The sequence below is a fragment of the Synergistaceae bacterium genome, assembly GCA_017540085.1.
Lineage (GTDB): Bacteria > Synergistota > Synergistia > Synergistales > Aminobacteriaceae > JAFUXM01.
The window spans coordinates 120,270-143,595 of the sequence record JAFYBQ010000028.1; the positions used below are offsets into that span (position 1 = coordinate 120,270).

The following is a 23,326-nucleotide window of genomic DNA, read 5'->3' on the forward strand; positions in this document are numbered from 1 at the left end:
GTATGAGGGATATTATATCTTCACTGCGTAATTTTTCAGACAAAAACGCCGGGCATATAGTGTAAAATACTCGCGCAAAATTTTTCGTTTACGTGAAGTGATTGCACAGTGCATACTGAAAGACAAGCAATAACCCTCTTGACATTCCGCGAAAATCGTAATCATAATTGTTACGGGCTTACGGGCTTACGGGCTTACGGGCTTACGGGCTTGGGCTATTCATATGCGTAAAATCCCTTCACATATTCGGATTCACCTGACGAGATTTTTCCTTTGAGCGCAAATTCAGATGTGCGGATTCATTTTCCGTGCGAGTCATTCAACCACAAACATAAAGGAGAATCTCAATATGAGTATCAGAAAATTAACATCAATACTTATCACGGCATTAATACTTTTCGGCGCAACATCAGCATTCGGAGCAGAATACAAAACAAAACTCACGCTCACAGTCGCTCACGCCTCAACAACAGATGAGGCATACGTCCTCACTGTCCCTGCCGACCTGACGCTTTCAGGTTCGGGCTGGAACTCAATCGGTAACGTCAACGTTGCTCATGACTCAACAAAAACAACGACAACATTCGACACTTCAAAGAAAGTTGTTGTTACTGCGTCATCACAGAACAGCGGTCTCACTAACACTACAGACAGCACCAAGAAAATCTCCTACACCTTCAAGAATGCTGAGACTGAAACAGGCGACGGTTCAAGCAATCTGTCGATCGAGTTCTCAGCGTCAGAAATCAACACTTCGGGCGGAACAAATAAGTCTTTCGGTATCGTAGTTGCCGACACAAGCAGTGCAAGCAACGGAACATACGAGGACTACATCACCTACACGGCGGAAGTTCAGTCGGCAGCCACAACCACCACCGTAACATGGAATGCCTCTGACATAACCGGCAGCGGTAATTCATTCACCAAAGACAACGTTACCATAACTGCCGGTAGCATAGATTTCCGCAATAAGACTTTCTATGAAGGCGGAACATTCACGACTACTCTTGGGAAATTCACCAAAATTGAAATCACTGCCGGTGACTTGGAGGAGTTTAGTGGCGGCGAAGGCTGGTCAGGAGGTACATGGACAGGCACTGCGTCCAACAGCGTAGCGTTCGGTAGGGATATTGCGCTAATTTCAACGATAGTCTTTACGATTGAGCAGTGATGAAGACAGTTTTACTCGCGCTGATTATCGCACTGGCCGCAAGTCCTGCATTCTGCGGAGAGATACATATTCCGGGCTATGAGGTGATTCACTTCAAGGCTGACAGTATCGAACAGCAGGTGTTTTTCCGAAACCCTGAGGAGAACGAAAGCTCTTTCAGAATGAGCATATACCTTTCTGACGGTTCACTCATCTGGAAGTCAAAGGACGTTCTTAATCCGGGAGAGGTCTTCCTGAGAATCGACCTCGAAAGGGAATTGAGGCGCGGAATTTACACTAATGCTCTTCTGAAGTATGAGTGCTGGACTGTTGACGGTAAATACAGAATGAACGGTGCAGAAATGCGGGTAACTCTGCTATTCGAGTAATGAAAGCAACACAAAATTTCAAGGAAGAAGGGAGGGAGGAAATATCATGAGAAGAAGAATCATGACGGCGTTAATATTTTCTGTTCTTGCGGTGTTCTTTGCTGTGTCGTCTGAGGCGGCATACACGACAAAATTAACGCTCGTAATCAACAGGTCTGCTCCCGTGAAAGTCAGCGCGGATCAAATTTCTTCTGACGGAACATTTCACGGGACTGTCGACTCTCGCAAAACGTCAACGGACTCGCATGGCCGGAGAACGTCAGAGACTCATACGCTTTTCACGAACAGGGCGGGAATCATAATGATGTCGGCTGATGTCCGTATCGCGTCAATGTCTGATGACTACAAAGCGTTATCGGGTGAAAAGTTTGCGGAGACTCTGAGCGTTGACTCGGTGATTGAGCTTTACGACTCTGCGTATGACAGCTATACATACTCGCTTGATGTCAAAGGACTTCCCGAATGGCTGAAAGTTTCGGGCGCAACAAAGACCAGTGAGTCAATATCTGTCGGAGTGAGTGAACACCATCATGAATTTGTGATTGCCGGGACTCCTGAGCGTGAATATGACACGGCCAATATAATTTTCACGGCGTTAATATTCGTGTCGGGTGATTATCCCGCAATGCTCGCAAAGGTCAGCAAGGACATAAATATTTCTGCCGAATCGATTCCGAAACCGCCTGACGAGATTCCGAAATCGCCGGATATTGTGCCTAAGTCGCCTGACGTTGTGCCGAAATCGCCGGATATATCGCCTGACGTTGTGCCTAAATCTGACGATGTAACGCCTGACGTTGTGCCAAAGTCTGACGATGTAACGCCGGATGTCGTGCCTAAATCTGATGACGTATCGACAACGCCGGATGAATCATCGACAACGCCGACAACAATTGACACTGGCGGAACTGGTACGGGCGCAGGGACTCGGACTCTTGCTGAGGCAGTAAGGAGCATGACACCAGCGCAGAAAGCAGCGGTTAAAGTCCTGAAGGTTGACGCAGGCATAACGAGTCTTGAAGGGCTTGACGAGTTCACGAACCTCGAACGCCTTGACCTGAAGGAAGCATTGAGCCTCGAAACGGTGAATCTCAGCGGTAATTCGTCCGTAAAGAGCGTAGATATTGCCGGAAACATGGCCGTGAAGACTCTGACTCTCACAGGAAGCAGGGTAGAAACTCTTGACGCGTCCGGATGTGAGAGTCTCGCTGAGGTGAACGTTGCCGGGTGCGTGTCGCTGAAGTCTCTTAACGTCAGCAATACGGCGATAACGAGTCTTAACGCTGAGGGGTGCACGGGTCTTGAAGTGCTTGACTGTTCGCACTGTCAGCTTGAGGATTTGAGGCTTACGGGATGTGAGTCGCTGAATGTTCTTGATTGCAGCTATAACGATCTTCACAGGCTTGATGTGTATATGCTGCTGCGGCTTGACGTTCTCAGGTGCGAGCATCAGATAGTGTACGGCCCGAATATAGGCAGAGTGCTTGACATGTCGCAGTATTTCGCGGGAATATCAGCGTCAGGGAACGAGTCATATGACTCAGGAGTCGAGAACGTGATAAATCTCCGGGCGTTTGATTCGTCAGGGCGTGAGATTTCCTCCGAGTACGATAAAGAGACGGGCATAGCGTCATTCAGCGAAGAGCCTGCAAGGATAACGTATGACTATATTACGGGCTTCAGGGACGTATATATGGACGTAACAATTTATCCTGCTGACGAAAGCGGCGGCGGTGAATATGGTGTGCCTAATGAAAGATCCGGGTGCAGTGCTGTATCAATCCTGCCATTGTTAGCGGCGATGATGATTATTGTCGCGGGTGTAAGACATCTTCACAGGAGGATTTGATAACAACAAAGGGGGCTGAAATATGCCCTCTTTATTTTTTCTGTGCGATAATACAAAGCCAGCAACAAAATTTTTGGAGGAATAATATATTTTGGATTTCAACTCATACGGCCTCAGAAAGGAATTATTATCCGCCCTCAGTGAACACGGATTCGACTCCCCTATGGACGTTCAAGACAGGGTGCTTTCTGAAGACTGGAACAGCGATTTAATTGTCCGGGCTAAAACGGGTTCGGGAAAAACATTAGCATTCTTGCTCCCGTTAATGCAGGAAATGAAGATAGGCGAGCGAAACCCGCAGATACTCATCCTTGCGCCTACACGCGAACTTGCACAGCAGACAGCAGACGAGGCAGAATTTCTCGGCAAATTCCTCAAAGTATCATGCGCTTCACTTGTCGGGGGAATGGACATTGTTCCGCAGCTCAAAACGTTAAAGCACGGAGCCGCAATCATAGCCGGGACTCCCGGGCGCGTAAGAGATCACATTCAGCGCGGGACTCTGAAGACTGACGAGATTCACAGCGTTGTGCTTGACGAGGGCGATTTGATGCTTGACATGGGATTCCGTGAAGAGCTTGAAGCGATTCTTGACGCAATGCCGGACGGGCGGAGATGGCTTTTCTCCGCGACAATGCCCCCGGAAGTCAGAGAGCTTGCCGGGAAATATCTCAATGACCCGTTAATGCTTGCGGTTGATGACGAGGGCGAACAGCACGGCGACATTACGCACAGGGTATACAGGATTCCTTCGCAGAAAAGATTCGAGGGACTCGTTGATATTCTCCTGTGGGAACATCCATCGCGGACGCTTGTTTTCTGCCACACGAAAATGGAGTCGATAGAGATCGCGCAAAGATTGCAGGATCACGGCTTCAGCGCGGCGGCCATGCAGGGGGACATGACTCAGGGCGAGCGAAACGCGGTATTAGCCTCGTTCAAATCGGGGTCAGTCCCGTGTTTAGTCGCAACAAACGTAGCGGCGAGGGGACTCGATATTGACGGAGTGAGCCACGTTATACAGCTTGGGCTTCCTGATGACCGCGAGACGTTCATTCACAGGAGCGGGAGAACTGGCCGGGCAGGTCATGAGGGAGTGAATATCGTCCTTCTTTCACCGCCTGAAATCGGGAGATTCCGCGAGATGTTACGGGGGACGAACATCAAAACCGACTGGCAGGACATTCCCGGCCTCGACAAAATCCGCAGTGCATGGAGAGATTCAGCCGAGCAGGATATTTTCGCGGCTCCTGTTGACGCTGATTTTAGCGAGTGCGTGAAATGGGCCGAGGACATGATGACGCGGGCAGAGCCGAAAATAATCATCGCAAAACTTCTCGCAGTCCTCAGCACACGCAGCAAGGGTTACGCATTAGACCGCGAATTACAGCGCGAGCAGGAACGGAGGAACAAGAAGCCCTCAAAGACTCCCAAGTCCCAGACGAAAGCAGGGACATCAAAGCCCAAGGGAGCATTCAAGCGTTTCAAGAGTAATCAGTCTCAGGATGTCGGGCATGTTCTGAATGCTATGTGCCGTGCGCTGAAGGTTGAACGCTCAGAAGTGGGAGCTATACGGCTGAAGGACAATCATGTAATTGTCGAGCTTATGCCGCTTGCGGTGTCGAGGCTTGAGCAGGGGATTGCGGGATTGTCGAAATTCGGACTCTTCCCGGACGAACAGAAAAAGCGCGGGCGTTAAAATTTTTCCCTCCTGACAGCGATGCCAAGAGGGATTTTTTCTGCCTTATCCATGAAGATTGACCATTATGTCAGCCCGTAAAAAACAGCAGTCCCCCTCAAAAAAGGAACTGCCGCCGCAAATCTGAAATCACAAAAATCAATCTACTGACGCTTCAATGCACCCTCAATTTTTTTCTTGAACTGACGCGCCGGAACATACTGCGGAAGAATCTCAAGAGACTTGTTTACCCACTGCATAGACATGTCATAGTCGGCCATGTCGTAAGCGTTGACTGAAGCCCTGTATGCCGCAAGATAATCCTGCGGGTAGTCGCTGAAAATCATAATGTATCTGTCGAATCTCTCGCGTTTCCCCGCGCCCCTTTCGGCGGAGTGGTGAAGGTCGAGAAGGTTCAGCGTTGTAGTCTCGTCAAGTCCGTAGCTCGGTATGACTTTCTCCGGGTCTGCTGAATATCTTTCGTAGTTGGCCGATGCTTTCGGCTTGGGAGACGGAAGCGGAGTCGAAATCGGAGTCGGAGTCGGCGTTGGAGTCGGAGTCGGAGTCGGCGTTGGAGTCGGAGTCGGCGTGGGAGTCGGAGTCGGCGTGGGTGTCGGCGTTGGTGTAGGTGTCGGAGTCGGTGTAGGTGTCGGAGTCGGATCTGGCGTTACTGCCTGAAGAGGTGCGCTATTCGGCATTGTTACGGACGGCAGATCGGGTATCACGTATGAGGGCGGAGTATCCTTGCCGAAATACCCCTCGCCGGAAATCCCGAAAGAGCTTCCCGCAAATATCACCGTGAAGACTGTCGCAAGAAAAATCACTGAAAGCCTGCGTGAAATCATGTCTGTCATTCTCCCTTCTGTCTACTTAATCTTGCCCATAGCGTAAGCCGCGCCCTTGCTCTGCACGGTGTTAGGTATTATAGGGTTGAAGATTACGTGTCCCGTCCTGTAGCCGCAGATTTCATCGCCCTTCATGTCGTAGAATACTCTTGATACTTCAGCATACTGGCCGCCGTCTGATGTGTATTCGAATCTGTACTCGGTGAGGTAAAGAGCATTAGCCCGGTCATGCGGCACTCCGTAGCGGGATGACAGAGCGTTCACGGTCTCCGCCTTTGCCCCGGCGTTCGTGTAATATTCCCGCGCCACAGCGTAATACCCCGATGTGCTTGTTCCGTATCCTACAATCCACCACTGAAGCCCCGCCCGGTCTCTGCCCAAGTTCTTCTGCTGGACAAAAGCATCCTCAGCAAACGCGCAGGACGCTGAGAGCAGGACAAGTACCAACGCAAGAAATTTCTTCATTGCCTTTAATCCTCCGTGATAAAAATTTTGGAACGTTTGATATTATAACGATAAAGGAGGAATTTATGTAGTATGGAAAATATTTACAGTGCATTAGATTTGACGCTCAATGACTGGCAGATTCTTTTCGGGAATCTTGGTGAACAGAAATTCCGGGGCGCTCAGGTCTGTCAATGGATTTACGCGAAAAAAGAGTTCACTTATGACGGAATGACTAACCTAAGCAAAGCCCTGCGCGAAAAACTGAATGAGAATGTCATTATGTCCTTCCCCGTTATGATACGTCAGCAAGTTTCACGGTACGGCACAAAAAAATATCTCTGGACTCTCAATGACGGCGCGAAAATTGAGTCCGTTCTCCTAAATCACGGAGGCCATAAGACAGCGTGCATATCATCGCAGGCAGGCTGCCCGTTAAAATGTGCGTTCTGTGAGACGGGCGCAAACGGCTTCACACGGAATCTAACGCGGGGCGAAATACTCGGACAGTTTCTGATGATGGAGAAAATCAACGGGGCTGACATCAACAATATTGTGTTCATGGGAATGGGTGAGCCGCTATTGAACGAGGACAATGTTTTTTCCGCAATACGTTCCCTCAATGACAAAAATATGCGTAATCTCGGCGCGAGGCACATAACAATATCAACATCAGGAATCGCCCCCGGCATTGAAGACCTTGCAGACTTTGAGATTCCCATAAGATTATCGCTCTCACTTCATGCCCCGAATGACGAATTACGCGCAAAACTGATGCCCGTTGACAAACAGTATCCGCTTCAGAAGCTCACAGCCTCATTGAGACGTTACCGCGAAAGAACCGGGGAACGAATCACCGTCGAATATGCGCTGATTGACCGCGTGAATGATTCCCCGGAGCTGGCCTACGAGACAGCCGCCCTTCTTGACGGCCTCGAACCGTACATAAACATTATCCCGTTCAACCCGATTCCCTCGCGGCCTGACCTGAAACGCTCCGACACATCACGGATTAAAGCCTTCTGCGCTGTTCTCGCCGAAATGAAAATAGAGTATGAGCTGAGGAAAGAGCGAGGCTCTGACATCATGGCGGCCTGCGGACAGTTGGCGGGGTCTATGCGTAACGGCTCCTGAAATCCTCATAGGCCAGCCTGATTCCGTCCCTGAGTCCCGTGCGAGCCTTCCAGCCCAGCGAGGCGGCCTTGCTTATGTCCATAACTTTGCGGGGCGTTCCGTTGGGCTTTGAGGTGTCCCACAAAATTTTTCCTGAATACCCGACAATCTCAGCTACAAGGGCGGTCAAATCTCTGATGGAAATTTCGCGGCCTGAACCGGCGTTTACTGTCTCATTGCCGGAATAATTGTTCATGAGGAAAACGCACAATTCTGCGAGGTCGTCAACGTACAGAAATTCACGCAGGGGGCTTCCGTCCCCCCAGCATGTTACGGACTCTGCGCCGGAGATTTTCGCCTCGTGAAACCGCCGGATGAGTGCGGGCAATACATGCGAGTTTTCCGGGTGATAGCTGTCGTTCGGGCCGTAAAGGTTGCAGGGCATGACCGAAATATAGTCCGTGCCGTACTGTGTGTTGAGGTACTCGCAGTATTTCAGGCCGGAGATTTTCGCGAGGGCGTAGGCTTCATTTGTCTTTTCGAGACTGCCGGACAATAAATATTCTTCCCTGATGGGCTGAGGACACATGCGCGGATAAATGCACGATGAGCCGAGAAATTCAACCTTCCTGCACCCGTTCGAGAATGCCGCGTGTATCGTGTTCATCTCTATCATCATGTTGACGTACATGAAATCAGCCGGAGAGGCCGAATTTGCCGCAATGCCTCCGACTTTGGCCGCCGCAAGAAATACATACTCAGGCTTCTCGCGCTCAAAGAATGATTCAACGTCTGCCTGCCTCGTGAGGTCTAACTCTGAGTGAGTCTGCATGATGATGTTCGTATAGCCTTGCCGCTGAAGCTCGCGGAGAATCGCGGAGCCTACCATGCCGTTATGACCTGCGACATAAATTTTCGAGTCCCTGTTCATGATTCACACTCCCTGAAGTTTTCCGGCAGATTATACCCCCGCGCCTTACTTCAGGCCGTCAAATCCTTTCCGCTGATTTTATTTCCTGAGACGGCTATAATTATCCCATGAACAAAAATATTCTCCTTCACATTTGCTGCGCCCCGGACGGAACTGTCCCGATACCTGACCTACTCGCTGAAGGGTGGAATGTTTACGGCTTCTTTTACGGCAGCAACATTCACCCGCTTGATGAGTATCTCCGGCGGCTTGAGGCTGTCCACATTCTCACGGCTCATAACGGAGTCCCCTGTACGATTCCTGAGTATGTCCCGGAAAAATGGCTCAGTGAAATTCACGGCCTCGAACATGAACCGGAAGGCGGGAAAAGGTGCGCGGAGTGCTTCAGGATTCAGCTTGAGGCTTCAGCGCGTGAGGCGGTTCGATTGGGCTGTGAATACATGTCAACAACATTAACCATCAGCCCGCACAAGAATGTTACTCTCATCAACGAAATTGGCGGGGCAGTCTCAGAATCTCACGGCCTGAAATGGGAGAGTCGAATCTGGCGGAAAAATAACGGCTTCTTACGCTCGGTAAAAATTTCGCGGGAAATGGGACTCTACCGTCAGAATTATTGCGGCTGTACGTTCAGCATTACTCATACTGTATAATCTCAGCATTCACACAAAACTTTAAGGAGGCGGCAATATTGCAGCAGCTTTACGCGTCGTGGAGAATGTCATACATTGAGGCACCCAAGCATGAAGGGTGTATCTTCTGTGATTTTCCGGCTGAACACAAAGATGATGAGCATTTTATCGTTCACAGGGGCGAGTCTTGCTTTGTCATCATGAATCTTTACCCGTATAATCCCGGTCATATGATGGTGATTCCGTACCGTCATACGAATGTTTATGAGTCCCTCACTGACTCCGAGGTTCTCGAAATGCACGTGCTTACGTCAAAAGCCGTTAAAGTCCTCAAAACAGTAATGCACCCGGACGGCTTCAACATGGGCATCAATCTCGGACGGACTGCGGGCGCAGGTGTTGACGGACATTTGCACAGGCACATAGTACCAAGATGGAACGGGGACAATAATTTTATGCCCGTGATAGGCGAGACAAGAGTCATTTCTGACGCAATCGAAAATTCCTGGCGAAGGATAAAAGATGCCTGGGCCGAATGCGTATAGAGAGCCGGAAAAGTCATCGCAGTACGAACAGAAAATAAAACGCTCGGTATTTATCGCTGAAGTTTCCCCCTGCCATGACGAACAGGAAGCCCGCGCAATTCTAGCTGACGTAATATCACGGCACAGGGACGCGACTCACAACTGCCGGGCGTATATTCTCTCTGACGGAACGGAGTACTCATCCGATGACGGCGAGCCATCTGGGACAGCAGGACGGCCAATCCTCAACGCGATAAAGCATTCGGGACTCGTGAATGTAATTGTGATTGTTACGAGATATTACGGCGGTGTGAAGCTGGGAGTCAGGGGATTGATTGACGCTTACGGAGATACGGCCATGAATGCGCTTGAGCTTTGCGGGAATGTCGAACGTGTCGCAATGTCGGCGGTACGTGTAGCGATGGGCTATAGCTCTGTCGGGAATGTTACGCGCCTGCTTGAGGGTGCCGGGGCGGTAAATTTGCGGTGGAATTACTCGGAGGGCGTGAGCGTGATATGTGATGTCCCGGAGAATGAATGCGGGAAATTGTCGGCCATGCTTGACGAAATGAAAGCGCGGGCAATTATTGCGGAATGGGAGAAAATATCATGAGAGTAATAATGCTTGGCACGGGCAACGCTCTTGTTACAGAATGCTTCAACACATGCTTTATTCTCAGCGACAGGGGAAAAATTTTTCTTGTCGACACTGGCGGGGGCAATACGATTCTCCATCAAATAAAGCACGCGGGCTTCACCCTCCCGGAAATTCACGAGGTCTTTATCTCGCATTCGCACATAGATCACATACTCGGCGCAATCTGGGTAATCAGGATTTCGGCTCAACTGATGGACAAGGGCAGATTTTCCGGCGACATGAATATTTACTCGCATGACGATGTCATCCCGCTTCTTGATGAGATTTGCCGGAAGTTTCTTCTGCCGTACCAGTATGATTATGTAGGCAGGCGCATTCACCTAATCACCGTCAGCCAAAACGAGACCCGCAATATCATCGGCCATGACGTAAAATTTTTTGACGTAAATTCAGCCCGTACAAAACAATTCGGCTTCATCATGGATTACGACTGCGGGAAAAAATTAGCCTTCTGCGGTGATGAGCCGTGCTATGAATCGAGCTATAACTATGTACGGGGCTGTGAATGGATGTTTCATGAGGCGTTCTGCCTTTACTCGGACGCAGAAATATTTGACCCCTACGGCAAACATCATTCAACCGTCAAAGACTCCTGCATTACCGCGCAGAAACTCGGCGTGAAAAATTTATTGCTTTATCACACAGAGGACTCAGACTTAGCGCACAGGAAGGAGCGTTACACCGCTGAAGGGAGGCAGTATTATTCCGGAAATTTATTCGTGCCTGATGATTTCGAGACTATCACACTATGAGGGGAGATACGAGAATGAAATATGACTTTGAGACCGTCCGCAAAAGATTCAACACAGGCTCCGGGAAATGGCGCGAGATGGCGAAATACGGAGTGAAGGAATCCGATGACATTATCCCGTTTTCCGTTGCTGACATGGAATTTGTTACGCCGCCGGAAATTGTGAGCGCGATAAAGTCCCAGCTTGACACGTCAATAATGGGCTACGAGAATCCCACGCCCGAATATCTTTCGGCAGTCTGCGAATGGATGAGAGTCCGCCGGAATTGGAGCGCGAGTCCTGAATGGATACTCCCGTCAAGCGGAGTCGTTGACGCATTTTTCCGGGCTGTATTGACTTACACGAACGAGGGAGACGGGGTTATGATTATGACTCCCGTGTACTACCCAATGTACATGGCCGTGAACACAACAGGCCGTAAACTTGTAGCAAATCCGCTCATCAATACGGGGACAAGGTACGAGATTGATTTTGACGACATGGAGCGGAAAGCCTCAGACCCGAACACAAAAATGTTAATCCTGTGCAGCCCTCATAACCCTGTCGGAAGAGTCTGGACTCGCGGCGAGCTTGAGAGAATCGGAAATATCTGCCTGAAAAATAATGTGCTTGTCGTGTCGGATGAGATTCATTTTGACCTGATTATGCCGGGGCATTCTCACACGGTTTACGCCTCAATCTGTGATGAGTTCGCGGATAACTGCCTTGTTCTGACCGCTCCGAGCAAAACATTCAACATTGCCGGGCTTCAGACCTCAAATATATTCATCCCGAATCCCGTTCTCCGTGAAAAGTTCCTTGCCTCTCTCAGGCTGTCAAACCCTAACCCTAAGTGCAACATACTCGGCTATACAGCATGTGAGGCCGGGTATAAATTCTGCGGTGAATGGCTTGACGAGTGCCTGAGAGTGATTGACGGCAACAGGAGGATCATTGCGGACTTCATTTCGCGGGAGCTTCCTGCGGTGAAAGTGTTTGATCTTGAGGGGACATATTTGCTGTGGCTTGACATGCGCGGGCTTGAACTCGGCCATGAGGAATTAGAGCGGATTAACCGTGAGGAGGCAAGATTATTCTTTGACGAGGGATATATTTTCGGGGAGCAGGGCGAATGCTTCGAGCGTTGGAATATCGCCTGCCCTGAGAGATATATACACGAGGCACTCTCACGCATGAAGGAGACATACAGCCGTTACGCAAGATAGGGTATAATTTTGTCAGCAGGCTTTGAGTCATTCAAGCACCTGATTTCGGGTCAGGGGGCGTTTCGGACGTAAAGCCGCTGGACTCAGCCTGCCAATATTATTATGTACCTACCAGCAAAAACACACAAAGAAAGGAATAATTGATAATGCCGGATAATCTAGCTATAATCAGCCGACAGCCGACAGCCGACAGCCTGATTCGTGTCCGAAATTCAGCATAATAATCCCCGTCTATAACACAGAGAAATACATCGCCAAGTGCCTAGACAGCCTCATAAATCAGAACATGCCCTCACGAAATTACGAGATAATTATCACCGATGACGGCTCATCAGACTCAAGCGGGGAAATCTGCGACTCCTATGCCGACAAATATCCATTCATACACGTAACCCACACCGAAAATCACGGCCCAAGCCACGCCCGGAATATTGCGCTCACTCAGTGCAGGGGGGAATATATTACGTTCTGTGATTCTGATGATTACGCCTCTCCTTGTCTGATTTCCGTACTGTCAAAGGCAATAGAAGTACTAGGCCGACCGGATGCTATAGTGTTCCGGCACTACATAAGCATGAATATTCCGGCAGAAGGTTTCCCCGTATATAATGCTCAGGATATGAAGAGTGATGACGCTGAAATTTCTGACGGCGAGGAATTATGCTTCAGGATTCTTGAAAGCAACAAAGTCGGAGGCTTCACCCCCAACAAAGCACTAAAACGCGAAATCATAGGGGGCATAAGGTTTGACGAAAGCCTGCGATACTGTGAGGACGTTGACTGGCTCATCAATATTGCCCTCAGCAGGAAGAATGTCAAAGTCTGCTATATTGATTACTGGCTGTACTGTTATGTTCTCCATGAAAATGAAGAGCTTACAAGAGACTCGGCTAATATTTACGACAAGGACGGATACCCCCGCGAGTTTTACGCCCTAGAGAAAATATATTCCCGCGCAGACCTTCCGCCAAGAGTCTCAGAACAGCTCAAAGCTCTTTTTTATTTCACCGCCGCGAATGCTGGGTATCAGGGATATTCAAAGCCCCGCAGCGAATCTCATGCCAGGCTCATGGATTACCTCAGAAATTACTGGAAGATATATTATTCAAAGTCAAGGCATTCACTTGTACAAAAAGCAAAGACATTCGTCAAGCATATTTTCACTCTCCTTCACATTCACAAGCCGCGCAGGAAATAACTTGCTGTATACTATGTGAAAATTTCCATCACATAACAAGGAGCTGTATACAGTTTGCATTTGATTTTGAGCGTTATAGCTTTCGTCATCGTTATAGCCGTCTGCGTAATCGTCCACGAATACGGCCACTACATCACCGCCAAAATTCTCGGCGTTCAGGTTCACGAGTTTGCGTTCGGAATGGGGCCGGCTCTCCTTCAGCGCAGGGACAAACACGGAATGTTATGGTCATGTCGGGCGTTCCCTGTCGGGGGGTTCTGCCGTCTCGCGGGAATGAATGAGGAGGACGACGGCGAGTCTGTCATCCCCGGTCATGGCTTCAACGAACAGCCCGCGTGGAAACGTTTTCTGATTCTCCTCAACGGCTCAGCCTTCAACATTCTGCTTGCTGTGGTATTGATGGCTCTGTTCCTCTGGGGGCATGGCGTTCTCGACATGGACAGCACGAAAATCGGCGAAATTATGCCCGGCTTCCCGTCAGAAACAGCAGGAATCAGAGTCGGCGATGAGATTCAGAAAGTCAACGGCGAGTCAGTCAGCAAATGGCGCGAAATGTCCGAGAAGATTCGCACAGAGGCCGGGAAAAATGAGTCAGTCTCAGTAGAAATCAAGCGCGGGGACGAAATATTAACCCTCACCGTAAACATACCAAACAATGAGGAATACGGCCGTCCCATGCTGGGAATATCGCCGTCATATGTCCGCTACGGATTCTTTTCGGCGTTCAGGAACTCGGCGGGCTATATCTACAGGATGACCGCAATGATGTTACGGGGACTCGCTGAGTTAGTCATGGGCTATCAGGAGGCAGACGTTACCGGCCCTGTGGGGATCGCGTCAATGTCCGGCCATGCTTTGCGCTCCGGGCTATGGGGCTTTGTGTCGTTCATCGCAATAATCGCGTTAAATCTCGGAATACTGAATCTCTTCCCGATTCCGGCTCTTGACGGCGGGCGGATACTGTTCGTACTGCTTGAGATAGTATTACGCAGAAGGCTTCCCGAAAAAGTCGAGAATTGGATTCACACGGCGGGATTTGTCGTATTAATTTCATTGATGATTCTTGTTACATGCAAGGATGTCTACAATTTGTTCCTCACACATTAGGCCATGAACAGCAAACGACAAGTAAACATTAACGGACTCACTATCGGCGGTGATTCTCCTGTACGTGTAGAAAGTATGCTGAAAATTTCCCTCGATAAAAGGGACGAATGCACAGCGCAGTGTGAGCGGCTGATTCAATCCGGGTGCGAGATGGCGCGGGCGGCTCTTCCTGAAGCGAAATATGCCGATGATTTACGCGCTCTCGTAGAGTCGACACGGCTTGTGATTATGGCGGACATTCATTTTGACCCGGCATTAGCGATTCTTGCGATGGAGTCCGGCTGTAAGGCAATCCGAATCAATCCCGGAAACATGCCATTGTCCCGCCTCAATGACGTAATATCATGCGCGAAAAGTTCAGGCGTTGTGATTCGAATCGGCGCGAACGGCGGAAGCGTATCACAGTCCCAGCTTGACGCGGCAAAAGGAGACCGGGCAGAGGCGTTATTTCTTGCAGTACGCGAGCAGGCAGAATTATTGCTGAGTCATAATTTCACGGACATCATATTGTCGGCGAAATCCTCAAGCGTTCCCGAATGCGTCCGGGCGAATGAGCTTATCGCGTCGGCATATCCTGATTTCCCAATGCACATAGGACTCACAGAGGCAGGGCCGAGCGATGGCGGAGTCGTGAAAGGTACTGCGTGTATTTCAGCGTTGTTGATGAGGGGAATCGGTGATACGTTAAGAGTCTCGCTGACTGATGAGCCTGAAAGGGAAGTACGAGTCGGCTATGAGATTCTGAAGGCACTTGAGATTCGGACTCGCGGCGTGAATCTCATCTCATGCCCTACTTGCGGACGCAGGCGGGCTGATGTTATGCGGCTCGTGAAGATTGTTGAGCCTATGCTCGCGGGGCTTCCTGATGGCGTGTCGGTTGCTGTGATGGGCTGTGAGGTCAACGGCCCGAAAGAAGCGAGGCACGCGCAGTTCGGAATCGCAGGGACTCCGGGCGGTGCGGTGTTGTTCCGTGAGGGGAAATCCTGCGGAGAATATCCGTTTGATGAGCTTGAAGCGGTCTTGCCTGAGTTCCTGAAAATGTAGAAGACAGAAATTTGACGGCCTCCCCGGAATTTCGCAGGGAGGTCATTTTTTCACTCTATTGTCTTTATTACCCTGCACGGATTCCCAGCGGCCAAAACTCCGGCAGGTATATCACGAGTTACGACACTTCCCGCGCCTATCACACAGCCTTCACCGATTGTTACGCCTCCGATTACTGTTACATTTGAGGCAAGCCAGCAATTATTGCCGATTGTGATGGGCTTACCGTACTCAAGCTGAATCATATTGCCGTCTTTGTCGGGATTTGCGTTGCGTTCCTGCCATCTTAGCGGGTGCATAGGGGTGAGGAGTGAGACGTTTGTCCCTAACATAACATTGTCGCCGATTGTAACCGGGCAGATGTCAAGAATCGTTGTGCCGAAATTGGCGTAAAAATTTTTCCCGATATGTATATTTATACCGTAGTCGAAAAATATTTGTCCCTGAAAATATGCCTCGTGGTCTGAATACGGCAGAAGCTCGCGGAGAATCTTGTAGCGTTCTTCCTCGTCCGTGTCGTAAAGCGCGTTGTACATCATGCAGAGCCTGTGAGCTTTCGTCCTCAGCATGTACAGCTCATCATCACCGGGATTGTATAATTCTCCGGCAGTCATCTTCATACGTTCGTTCAAATTGCTAATCACCTTTCGCAGGAAATTGCGTATAATTCTACACGATACATTTTCCATTCGCACAAAAACTTTCAGAAAGGGGATTTTCCCGCAATGGTTCAGGGTTCTATGTTGGTAGTAATTCTCATTGTTGCCATAATCTTAATGGTGCTTCTGATCTCTAAGATGAAGTTTCACCCGTTTGTCGCGCTGTTCGCGGTCGCCCTCGCAATGGGACTCGCTGTCGGAATGGCACCGGCTAAAGTCCTCGACACGATACTGAACGGATTCGGCGGAACATGCCGGGGAATAGGCATAGTGATTCTTCTCGGCACGATCATAGGCGCAATGCTCGAAAAGTCCGGGGCTGCCTTCACGATGGCCGACTCAGTTCTTCACGTCGTCGGTGAAAAGCGTCCTGCCCTCGCAATGAGTCTCATCGGCTGGGTAGTATCGATTCCCGTTTTCTGCGACTCAGGCTTCGTAATTCTCTCGTCGCTGAACAAGTCATTAGCACGCCGCAGCAAAGTCAGCCTCTCCACAATGGCAATCGCTCTGTCAACAGGACTTTACGCGACACATACTCTTGTTCCTCCCACGCCCGGGCCGATCGCAGCAGCAAATGAACTCGGTGCAGATCTCGGAATGGTCATCATGTGGGGAATCGCGGTGTCAATAATTTCTATGATTGCCGGATATATTTACGCGCTAATCGCAGGGCCGAAACTCCCGGTGCCTTTCGACACAAACACAGAGGAAGGCGGCTCATATGAGGAACTCAAAGCAAAGTACGGGACTCTTCCTTCAGCGTTCAAATCATTTGCACCGATTCTTATTCCGTTAATCTTAATCGCGTTCAGCTCGTTCATAAGTTACCCTTCAACCCTCGCGAAAATCGGCGGAAAAGAGTCAACGCTCTTCATTGTCGCGTCATTCTTGGGCAACCCCGTTATAGCTTTGTCGATCGGCGTAATTTTGTGCTTCTTCCTCGCTCCTTTCACTGAGGAAGTAACAAACGGGTGGATAGGCGCGGGAGTCAAAGACGGCGCGAACATCATCATGATTACGGCGGCAGGAGGCGGACTCGGCGCGGTAATTTCGGCTTCGGGAGTCGGTCATTACATCGGCGAGGCTTTAGCGTCCTACAATTTCGGGATATTCCTTCCGTTTATCATCGCGGCGGCTCTCAAGACAGCGCAAGGCTCATCAACCGTAGCAATCGTAACAACAGCTCAGATTATCGCGCCTATGCTCGCGTCATTGGGACTCGGTTCACCTATGGGCGGAGTGCTTGCGACTCTCGCAATCGGCAGCGGGGCAATGGTCGTATCACACGCTAATGACTCGTATTTCTGGGTCGTAACTCAGTTCAGCGATATGGATCTCAATACTGCGTACAAGGCTCAGACAATGGCAACATTGATTCAGGGAGTCGTTGCTGTATTGGCGATATACGGAATTTCGCTGTACATGCTGTAAACTTAACGCAGAAATTTTCCGGGGAATGGGTGCGAGACCTGTTCCCCGTTTTTTGTGTGCTAATATTAGGACAATTACCCATCACAAGAAAGAAGATGACATTACCATGAAGATACCCGCAAATATTTTCCGTGAGTATGACATTCGCGGGAACGCTGACAGAGAATTGACTGACGAAACCGTGAAGGCTATCGGGCGCGCTTATGCCTCGTGGCTTATTCGTGCTGGCGTGAAGTCCTGCGTAACAATCGGAGGCGACGCAAGACTCTCAACTCCCCGAATCAAATCGGCCATGACTGAGGGAATTTTGTCGGCGGGACTCGATGTCGTTGATGTCGGACTCGTTACTACTCCCATGCTTTATTGGAGCATGATACATTTCAACGCTGACGGCGGAGTCATGGTTACAGGCTCACACAATCCCCCGGACATGAACGGGCTGAAACTTTGCTTTGAGCGCGGGACTCTTTACGGCAGCGAGGTAATGAACATTCACGACATAGCGGAGTCCGGGAATTTCGAGTCAGGCGCAGGGAAATTGACACACGCAAAAATTGATGATGAGTATCTGAACATGCTTGTGTCAAAATTCACGCTCCCATTCACAAAACGCTTCAAGGTTGTCTGCGACTGCGGAAACGGCGCGGCAGGTTTGACCGCAAGAAAATTCTTTGAGCTTCTCGGCTGTGAGTGCATACCGCTGTATGATGAGCCGGACGGAAGATTCCCGAATCACCATCCTGACCCGCAGAAACGCGAGAACTTGCAGGACGTTATAGCGCGTGTGAGGGCGGAAGGTGCTGATGTCGGAATTGCTTATGACGGAGACGCGGACAGAATCGGAGTCGTTGACGACAAAGGAAACGTGATTTTCGGGGACAGGCTAATGACTCTCTACTGGAAGGAAATACTTGGGACTCACAAGGGCGCGGCGGTACTCGTTGAGCCGAAATGCAGCATGGTGCTTCCTGAGCTGGCCGAGAAATTCGGGGGAAAGCCTTTCTTCTACAAGTCCGGGCATTCAGTCATCAAAGCAAAAATGCGTGAGATTGGCGCGTTGTTCGCGGGCGAATATTCCGGGCATATGTTCTTTGCTGATGAGTTTTACGGCCATGATGATGCCTTCTACGCCTCCGGGAGACTGCTCCGAATAATGTCCGAGAGAAGAGAGTCGCTTTCACGCCTGATGATGTCGATTCCCGATTACCCGTCAACAGAAGAGATACGAATCCCCTGCCCCGATGATGTGAAGTTCGGAATCACAGAGCGCATTACGCAGAAAGCCCGCGAAAAATACAAAGTCTCAGACCTCGACGGAGTGAGAATAATTTACCCTGACGGCTGGGGACTCATTCGTGCCTCAAACACTCAGCCCGTTATGGTAGTGCGCTGTGAGGGAAAAACTCAGGAGGCATTAGAGCGAATCATGAACGACATTAAAGACCGAGTATTAGCCGAGGGGCTTCCCGATTTCACATGGACATTTTGACACGCAACAGCGGGGGGACGCAAGGACACAGGCAGGCGCGTCCGCAGTACGGCGTAATAATTCACCCTGAGAGCGGTAAATTTCTCCCTGTAACAGACAAAACGGAGCTTGAGATAGGATTCGGGAACGGAGAATTTACAGTGCAGTACGCGATGAGCCACCCGGAAATCCTGCTTTACGGCGTGGAAATTTCGCAGGCTTGCGTACTGAGATGTGCGAGGAGGGCATACGGTCTCAAAAATTTGCGGCTGATTAACACTGACGCACGTTATATGCTGCGTGAATTGTTCCCTGATGAGTCTTTGCGGAAAATCATAATGCAGTTCCCGTGTCCATGGTCAAAAAATTCTGACGCTCACAAGAGAGTAACGGCTAAAGATTTTGCGGACGGACTCGCGGCTGTGCTGAAAATTGGCGGGGAGTTCGTGATGATTTCGGACGATGAGACATACTCGCGTGAAGTGTGGAGCATTCTCGGACATCACGAGGCATTGACGGCGGAAGATTTCACGGTGAACCCTCAGCGGGAGATTACCACGAAATACGAGCGGAAATGGCTTGAGGAAGGCCGGAACATTTACCGCGTGAGCTTCAGAAAGTCGCGGGCATTCACAGTAACACGGAGGACAGAAGGAGAAATGCACATAAAGATTCAGCGCAGTGTAACGCGGGAAGATATAGAGTTGCTGAGAAATTCAGAGGGGAAAAAGGATAAATCATTCTGGAAGTTCGGAAGGTCATTCAGTGAGCCGGACGGGAAAATATTTTTGCTTGAGACATTGACGAGTGATGACGAGTTCGAGCAGAAATTCTACATTCACATAGCCCCGAAAGATGACGGATTTTTGCTGAGGCTCGACAAAACGGCTCTGGCATTTCTGACTCCGGCTGTGCGACTCGCGCTGAGTAATGCTGCTGAAAGATTGTCATGAAGGATATACGGCCAACATCCGGGCGTGTGATGTCTGCGCTGTTCAGCATATTGGGAGGTATGATTGACGGCGCGGAATTTCTCGACCTCTTTGCGGGAACGGGGAGAGTCGGTCTTGAGGCATTAAGGCGCGGGGCAAACAGGGCGGTTTTTGTTGAGACTGTCAGGAATCGTGCTGATGACATCAGGAGGAATATACCCACTAACGATAACTTACCCCCCTCCGTGAACGGTGTCCCCCCTGCTGAGGCGTTACCCCCTAATTTAGGGGGGATAAAGGGGGGTGCGTTAGTGCTGTCGCTTGAGATTCGGCGGGCTTTGTCGTGGCTCGTGAAGCATGATATGAAGTTCACGGTGATATTTGCGGATCCTCCGTATAATTCCGGCTGGTGTGAGACTCTTCCTGCGCTCCCGAATCTTGACGCAGTATTTTCCCCCGGTGCTTTGATGGTGATTGAGCACTCCGTGCGCGAACCTGTAACACTCAGCAATAACCCTCACGGCCTCGAAATCACATCCACACGCGAATACGGCGAAACCTGTCTAACCTTCCTGCAAATGCTATAATCCCTCACAAAATCCCGAAAGGAAAAATCACAATGTCTTCATCACCTTCAATTTCACGTCAGGCAGTCTCAAACATAATCCCGGCGATAGTCGTTGAGATTATGTTACTCATCTACAATCTTGCGGATACATTTTTCATCGGCCAGACTCATGACCCTTTGCAGCTTGCGGCGGTCTCTTTAGCGGCACCGATATTCATGGTATTAATTGCTCTCGGTATAATCTTCATGGCCGGGGCGATGTCGTACATATCGCGCACACTCGGAGCGGGACAAAGGGAACGTGCGAACAATATCGCGTCATTCTGCGTCTGGGGGAGTCTCGTTACGGGCGTTGTTGTCGCGGCAATATTCATGTTCCACATTGAGAGAATTTTGCGTGCAATCGGCGCGAGTCCTGAGACATTCTCACTTGCCTATAGTTATCTGTCAATCGTAATCGCGTCTACACCGTTCGTGCTGTTCAGCATGGCGAGCGGGGGAATAATGCGGGCGGAAAATCACGCTTCTGCGGCAATGCTCGGTCAGATTTTCGGCAACATGTTAAATGTCGTGCTTGACCCGATATTTATTCTCTGGTTCGGCTGGGGGATAACGGGCGCGGCAATCGCAACAACCGCAAGTATCATCATAGGGGCGTTATATTACGCGGGGTATTTCGTTCTCGGTCATTCGTCCCTAAGCATTCACGTAAAGCACTTCAGAATCAACGAGGGTATAGCGTTCGGAGTCTTGGCGATTGGGATTCCTGCGTGTCTTGATCCGTGGCTGATGAGTATTTCGCAGATGGTAATGAACTCGCTGATGTCCGCGTATGGAGATATGGCAGTGGCCGCGGCGGGAGTCTCAATGCGTATTGAGCAGATAGCAATCTTAATCGCAATGGGAACAGGCCAGGGGATTCAGCCGCTTTTAGGGTTCAGTGTCGGCGCACAGGATTGGAGGCGTTACCGGGCGTTCTTGATGTTTGCGCTGAAGTTTACGGTGATATTGACGCTCGTGATGATTGCGGGGTGCTTTGTGTTCTCGGAAAATATCGTGTCAATGTTCGTGAATGAGCCGGAAGCGTTTTCGTATGCCGTGAAATTTCTGCGTATGAAGCTGTCTAGCAGTTTGCTTTTTGCGATATTCTTTGTGTTCGTGAATGCACTTCAGGCGATGGGAGCCGGGCGGGCATCATTCATTCTGAGCGTGTGCCGTCAGTGCGTGCTGTATATGCCTCTGATGTTCGTGATGAATCATTTTGCGGGGGAATACGGAATTGTGTGGGCTTTGCCGATGGCGGAATTGCTGTCGCTTGTGCAGACGGTGATAATTTACGGTAGAATCATCTTCAATCCCAAGCATTATATTTACCCGGAGTGATGACTAATGAGAGTTACCGCAGTATATCCCGGTTCGTTTGACCCTATCACTAACGGCCATATATATATCGCTGAACGTGCCGCGGCAGTTTTTGATGAGGTAATCGTCAGCATTCTCGTGAATGAGCGCAAGACTTCCGCATTCACTGTTGAGGAACGCTGCTTCATGGCTCGCGAGGCTCTCGGCCATGTGGCCAATATCACCGTAGACAGCTTTAACGGGCTGCTGATTGATTACGTGAGGCAGAAGAAAGCGGGCGTTATTGTGCGGGGACTCCGTGCGATGAGTGATTTTGAGTACGAGTTTCAGATGGCATTGATGAACCGCAAATTAGCTCCTGAGATTGAAACGTTCTTTATTGTTACTGACCCGAAATATTCATACGTGTCAAGCTCAAGTATCCGTGAAATTTTCCATTTCGGCGGGACGGTTGAAGATGTTGTGCCTGATGTCGTGTATGAGAGGCTGAAGGGACGCTACAATTCCGGCTGTTAAAGAAATACCCTGCTCCCGGTTATTTTCAGAAGCAGGGCATATTACGCTAAATATCTTTGAGTTTTACGCCGTCTTCAGTTTTCCAGTCTTCTTTTCCGTTCGACGAATGGCCTAACACGACCGTTGATGCTGCTGACGGTGATTTGAACTCGTAATCCCGCTGAAATTTCCGGCCTGAAATTGTGCCGTCATTCTCAAGCTGCAATCTCAGTTTATTATAGCTTGTGTGTTTCCCGTCAAGCATGGACGGAACAACATAATCCGATACCCTTGAGCCTTTCAGCACCGTAAATCCTCCGGGACTCGCAAAGCCTTTCGCATTAGCTCCCGAACTTTTCATACGGCAGAAAAAAATTTGCCTTCTCTCATCCTCAGACGGTGCCGGCGCGAAAACGTTATAGCTCAGTGTCGCGATAATCAGCTTCACATTGTCCATGAACTCGGCCATTACAGCTTTCTCGGACTCCTTCATAACCGTTTTTCCGTATGTGTTCTTTGTGAGGACTTTATATCTTTCGCATTCCCTCGCGGACTTCACTAATTTATCCTCAAGATAACGGATTAACGCTTTGTTGAGATCCTGCCCGGTGAAAGCTATGACTGTGTGCCAGTAAAAATTCTCGCTCCCTGCCTGATAGTCTTTCAGGTGCTGGCGTAGTCTCTCTAACATGTCTTCCGATTCGCCTATATACACTGAGTTATTGCCGTCATCATTGCAGAAGAGAAAATATACTCCCGCTTTGCTGAGGTCATCGCGCCCGTAGCCATGTATTTCACTGCGGGGGACTTTCACCGCCTGCCCGTTCCAGTTATAGAGGCTCGCTGTAATTATGCTGTCAGGAGTCCCGTTCACAAGAAACAGCTCTATTTT

General features: G+C 49.8%; 24 protein-coding genes. 19 read left to right on the top strand and 5 right to left on the bottom strand.

Going from position 1 to position 23,326, the window contains the following annotated elements; genetic code table 11:
• The first annotated feature begins 349 nt into the window (after positions 1–349).
• The 4 genes from IKQ95_06055 to IKQ95_06070 all read left to right on the top strand — a co-directional run bounded on the left by IKQ95_06055 (position 350) and on the right by IKQ95_06070 (position 5,087).
• Positions 350–1,171 (top strand): hypothetical protein, encoded by an 822-nt coding sequence (locus tag IKQ95_06055; protein ID MBR4196257.1) that lies wholly within the window; start codon positions 350–352, stop codon positions 1,169–1,171.
• Entirely contained in the window at positions 1,171–1,539 is a 369-nt protein-coding gene (locus IKQ95_06060) for a hypothetical protein (GenBank protein MBR4196258.1), read from the top strand. The genes IKQ95_06055 and IKQ95_06060 overlap by 1 nt, the downstream gene beginning before the upstream one ends.
• A gap of 46 nt (positions 1,540–1,585) precedes the next feature.
• Entirely contained in the window at positions 1,586–3,388 is a 1,803-nt protein-coding gene (locus IKQ95_06065) for a hypothetical protein (GenBank protein ID MBR4196259.1), read from the top strand.
• A gap of 91 nt (positions 3,389–3,479) precedes the next feature.
• Positions 3,480–5,087, top strand: a complete 1,608-nt coding sequence (locus IKQ95_06070) for a DEAD/DEAH box helicase (protein ID MBR4196260.1) — start codon at positions 3,480–3,482, stop codon at positions 5,085–5,087.
• 143 nt (positions 5,088–5,230) lie between these two features.
• Here IKQ95_06070 and IKQ95_06075 read toward each other — a convergent pair whose 3' ends face one another.
• Both IKQ95_06075 and IKQ95_06080 read right to left on the bottom strand, forming a co-directional pair.
• Positions 5,231–5,920 carry a hypothetical protein gene (locus IKQ95_06075; protein ID MBR4196261.1) on the bottom strand — a complete coding sequence of 230 codons (690 nt, stop codon included), beginning with the start codon at positions 5,918–5,920 and terminating at the stop codon, positions 5,231–5,233.
• Between the two features lie 12 nt (positions 5,921–5,932).
• Positions 5,933–6,376: a hypothetical protein gene (locus IKQ95_06080; protein MBR4196262.1), complete on the bottom strand. Its 444-nt coding sequence runs from the start codon at positions 6,374–6,376 to the stop codon at positions 5,933–5,935.
• Between the two features lie 72 nt (positions 6,377–6,448).
• Between IKQ95_06080 and rlmN the strand changes: the two genes are divergently transcribed.
• Complete coding sequence (gene rlmN / locus IKQ95_06085; protein ID MBR4196263.1) at positions 6,449–7,489, top strand: 23S rRNA (adenine(2503)-C(2))-methyltransferase RlmN; 1,041 nt, start codon at positions 6,449–6,451, stop codon at positions 7,487–7,489.
• Here rlmN and IKQ95_06090 read toward each other — a convergent pair.
• Positions 7,470–8,399, bottom strand: a complete 930-nt coding sequence (locus IKQ95_06090; protein ID MBR4196264.1) for a GDP-L-fucose synthase — start codon at positions 8,397–8,399, stop codon at positions 7,470–7,472. The two genes, rlmN and IKQ95_06090, sit on opposite strands and share 20 nt — an antisense overlap.
• Positions 8,400–8,506: 107 nt before the next feature.
• Between IKQ95_06090 and IKQ95_06095 the strand changes: the two genes are divergently transcribed.
• From IKQ95_06095 to ispG, 8 genes are all read left to right on the top strand, one after another.
• The gene (locus IKQ95_06095; GenBank protein ID MBR4196265.1) at positions 8,507–9,052 is read left to right on the top strand and encodes an epoxyqueuosine reductase QueH; all 546 of its coding nucleotides are present in this window, start codon (positions 8,507–8,509) and stop codon (positions 9,050–9,052) included.
• Positions 9,053–9,090: 38 nt separating this feature from the next.
• Positions 9,091–9,576 (top strand): HIT domain-containing protein, encoded by a 486-nt coding sequence (locus IKQ95_06100; GenBank protein MBR4196266.1) that lies wholly within the window; start codon positions 9,091–9,093, stop codon positions 9,574–9,576.
• Positions 9,554–10,168, top strand: a complete 615-nt coding sequence (locus IKQ95_06105; protein ID MBR4196267.1) for a YigZ family protein — start codon at positions 9,554–9,556, stop codon at positions 10,166–10,168. Before IKQ95_06100 ends, IKQ95_06105 begins: the two co-directional genes overlap by 23 nt.
• Positions 10,165–10,965, top strand: a complete 801-nt coding sequence (locus IKQ95_06110; protein ID MBR4196268.1) for an MBL fold metallo-hydrolase — start codon at positions 10,165–10,167, stop codon at positions 10,963–10,965. The genes IKQ95_06105 and IKQ95_06110 overlap by 4 nt, the downstream gene beginning before the upstream one ends.
• Before the next feature lie 14 nt (positions 10,966–10,979).
• A complete protein-coding gene (locus IKQ95_06115) occupies positions 10,980–12,170 on the top strand; it encodes a pyridoxal phosphate-dependent aminotransferase (protein MBR4196269.1) in 1,191 nt (396 codons plus the stop codon).
• A gap of 217 nt (positions 12,171–12,387) precedes the next feature.
• Positions 12,388–13,368 carry a glycosyltransferase gene (locus tag IKQ95_06120; protein ID MBR4196270.1) on the top strand — a complete coding sequence of 327 codons (981 nt, stop codon included), beginning with the start codon at positions 12,388–12,390 and terminating at the stop codon, positions 13,366–13,368.
• A 60-nt stretch (positions 13,369–13,428) separates the two neighbouring features.
• A complete protein-coding gene (rseP, locus tag IKQ95_06125; protein MBR4196271.1) occupies positions 13,429–14,475 on the top strand; it encodes an RIP metalloprotease RseP in 1,047 nt (348 codons plus the stop codon).
• A gap of 3 nt (positions 14,476–14,478) precedes the next feature.
• On the top strand, positions 14,479–15,519 hold the full coding sequence (gene ispG, locus IKQ95_06130) for a (E)-4-hydroxy-3-methylbut-2-enyl-diphosphate synthase (protein MBR4196272.1): 1,041 nt from the start codon (positions 14,479–14,481) through the stop codon (positions 15,517–15,519).
• Between the two features lie 50 nt (positions 15,520–15,569).
• On the opposite strand, the gene IKQ95_06135 is transcribed toward ispG, so the two are convergent.
• Positions 15,570–16,151, bottom strand: coding sequence for a sugar O-acetyltransferase (locus tag IKQ95_06135; GenBank protein ID MBR4196273.1), 582 nt, complete (start codon positions 16,149–16,151; stop codon positions 15,570–15,572).
• 93 nt (positions 16,152–16,244) lie between these two features.
• Between IKQ95_06135 and IKQ95_06140 the strand changes: the two genes are divergently transcribed.
• From IKQ95_06140 to coaD, 6 genes are all read left to right on the top strand, one after another.
• A complete protein-coding gene (locus IKQ95_06140; GenBank protein ID MBR4196274.1) occupies positions 16,245–17,609 on the top strand; it encodes a GntP family permease in 1,365 nt (454 codons plus the stop codon).
• 106 nt (positions 17,610–17,715) lie between these two features.
• Positions 17,716–19,098 (top strand): phosphomannomutase/phosphoglucomutase, encoded by a 1,383-nt coding sequence (locus IKQ95_06145; protein MBR4196275.1) that lies wholly within the window; start codon positions 17,716–17,718, stop codon positions 19,096–19,098.
• Positions 19,086–20,030: a tRNA (guanosine(46)-N7)-methyltransferase TrmB gene (locus IKQ95_06150; protein MBR4196276.1), complete on the top strand. Its 945-nt coding sequence runs from the start codon at positions 19,086–19,088 to the stop codon at positions 20,028–20,030. Before IKQ95_06145 ends, IKQ95_06150 begins: the two co-directional genes overlap by 13 nt.
• Positions 20,027–20,596, top strand: a complete 570-nt coding sequence (locus tag IKQ95_06155; protein MBR4196277.1) for an RsmD family RNA methyltransferase — start codon at positions 20,027–20,029, stop codon at positions 20,594–20,596. The genes IKQ95_06150 and IKQ95_06155 overlap by 4 nt, the downstream gene beginning before the upstream one ends.
• A gap of 32 nt (positions 20,597–20,628) precedes the next feature.
• Positions 20,629–21,960 carry an MATE family efflux transporter gene (locus IKQ95_06160; protein ID MBR4196278.1) on the top strand — a complete coding sequence of 444 codons (1,332 nt, stop codon included), beginning with the start codon at positions 20,629–20,631 and terminating at the stop codon, positions 21,958–21,960.
• 6 nt (positions 21,961–21,966) lie between these two features.
• Positions 21,967–22,455 carry a pantetheine-phosphate adenylyltransferase gene (coaD, locus tag IKQ95_06165; protein MBR4196279.1) on the top strand — a complete coding sequence of 163 codons (489 nt, stop codon included), beginning with the start codon at positions 21,967–21,969 and terminating at the stop codon, positions 22,453–22,455.
• A gap of 46 nt (positions 22,456–22,501) precedes the next feature.
• On the opposite strand, the gene IKQ95_06170 is transcribed toward coaD, so the two are convergent.
• Positions 22,502–23,308, bottom strand: coding sequence for a GIY-YIG nuclease family protein (locus tag IKQ95_06170; protein ID MBR4196280.1), 807 nt, complete (start codon positions 23,306–23,308; stop codon positions 22,502–22,504).
• Between the last annotated feature and the right edge of the window lie 18 nt (positions 23,309–23,326).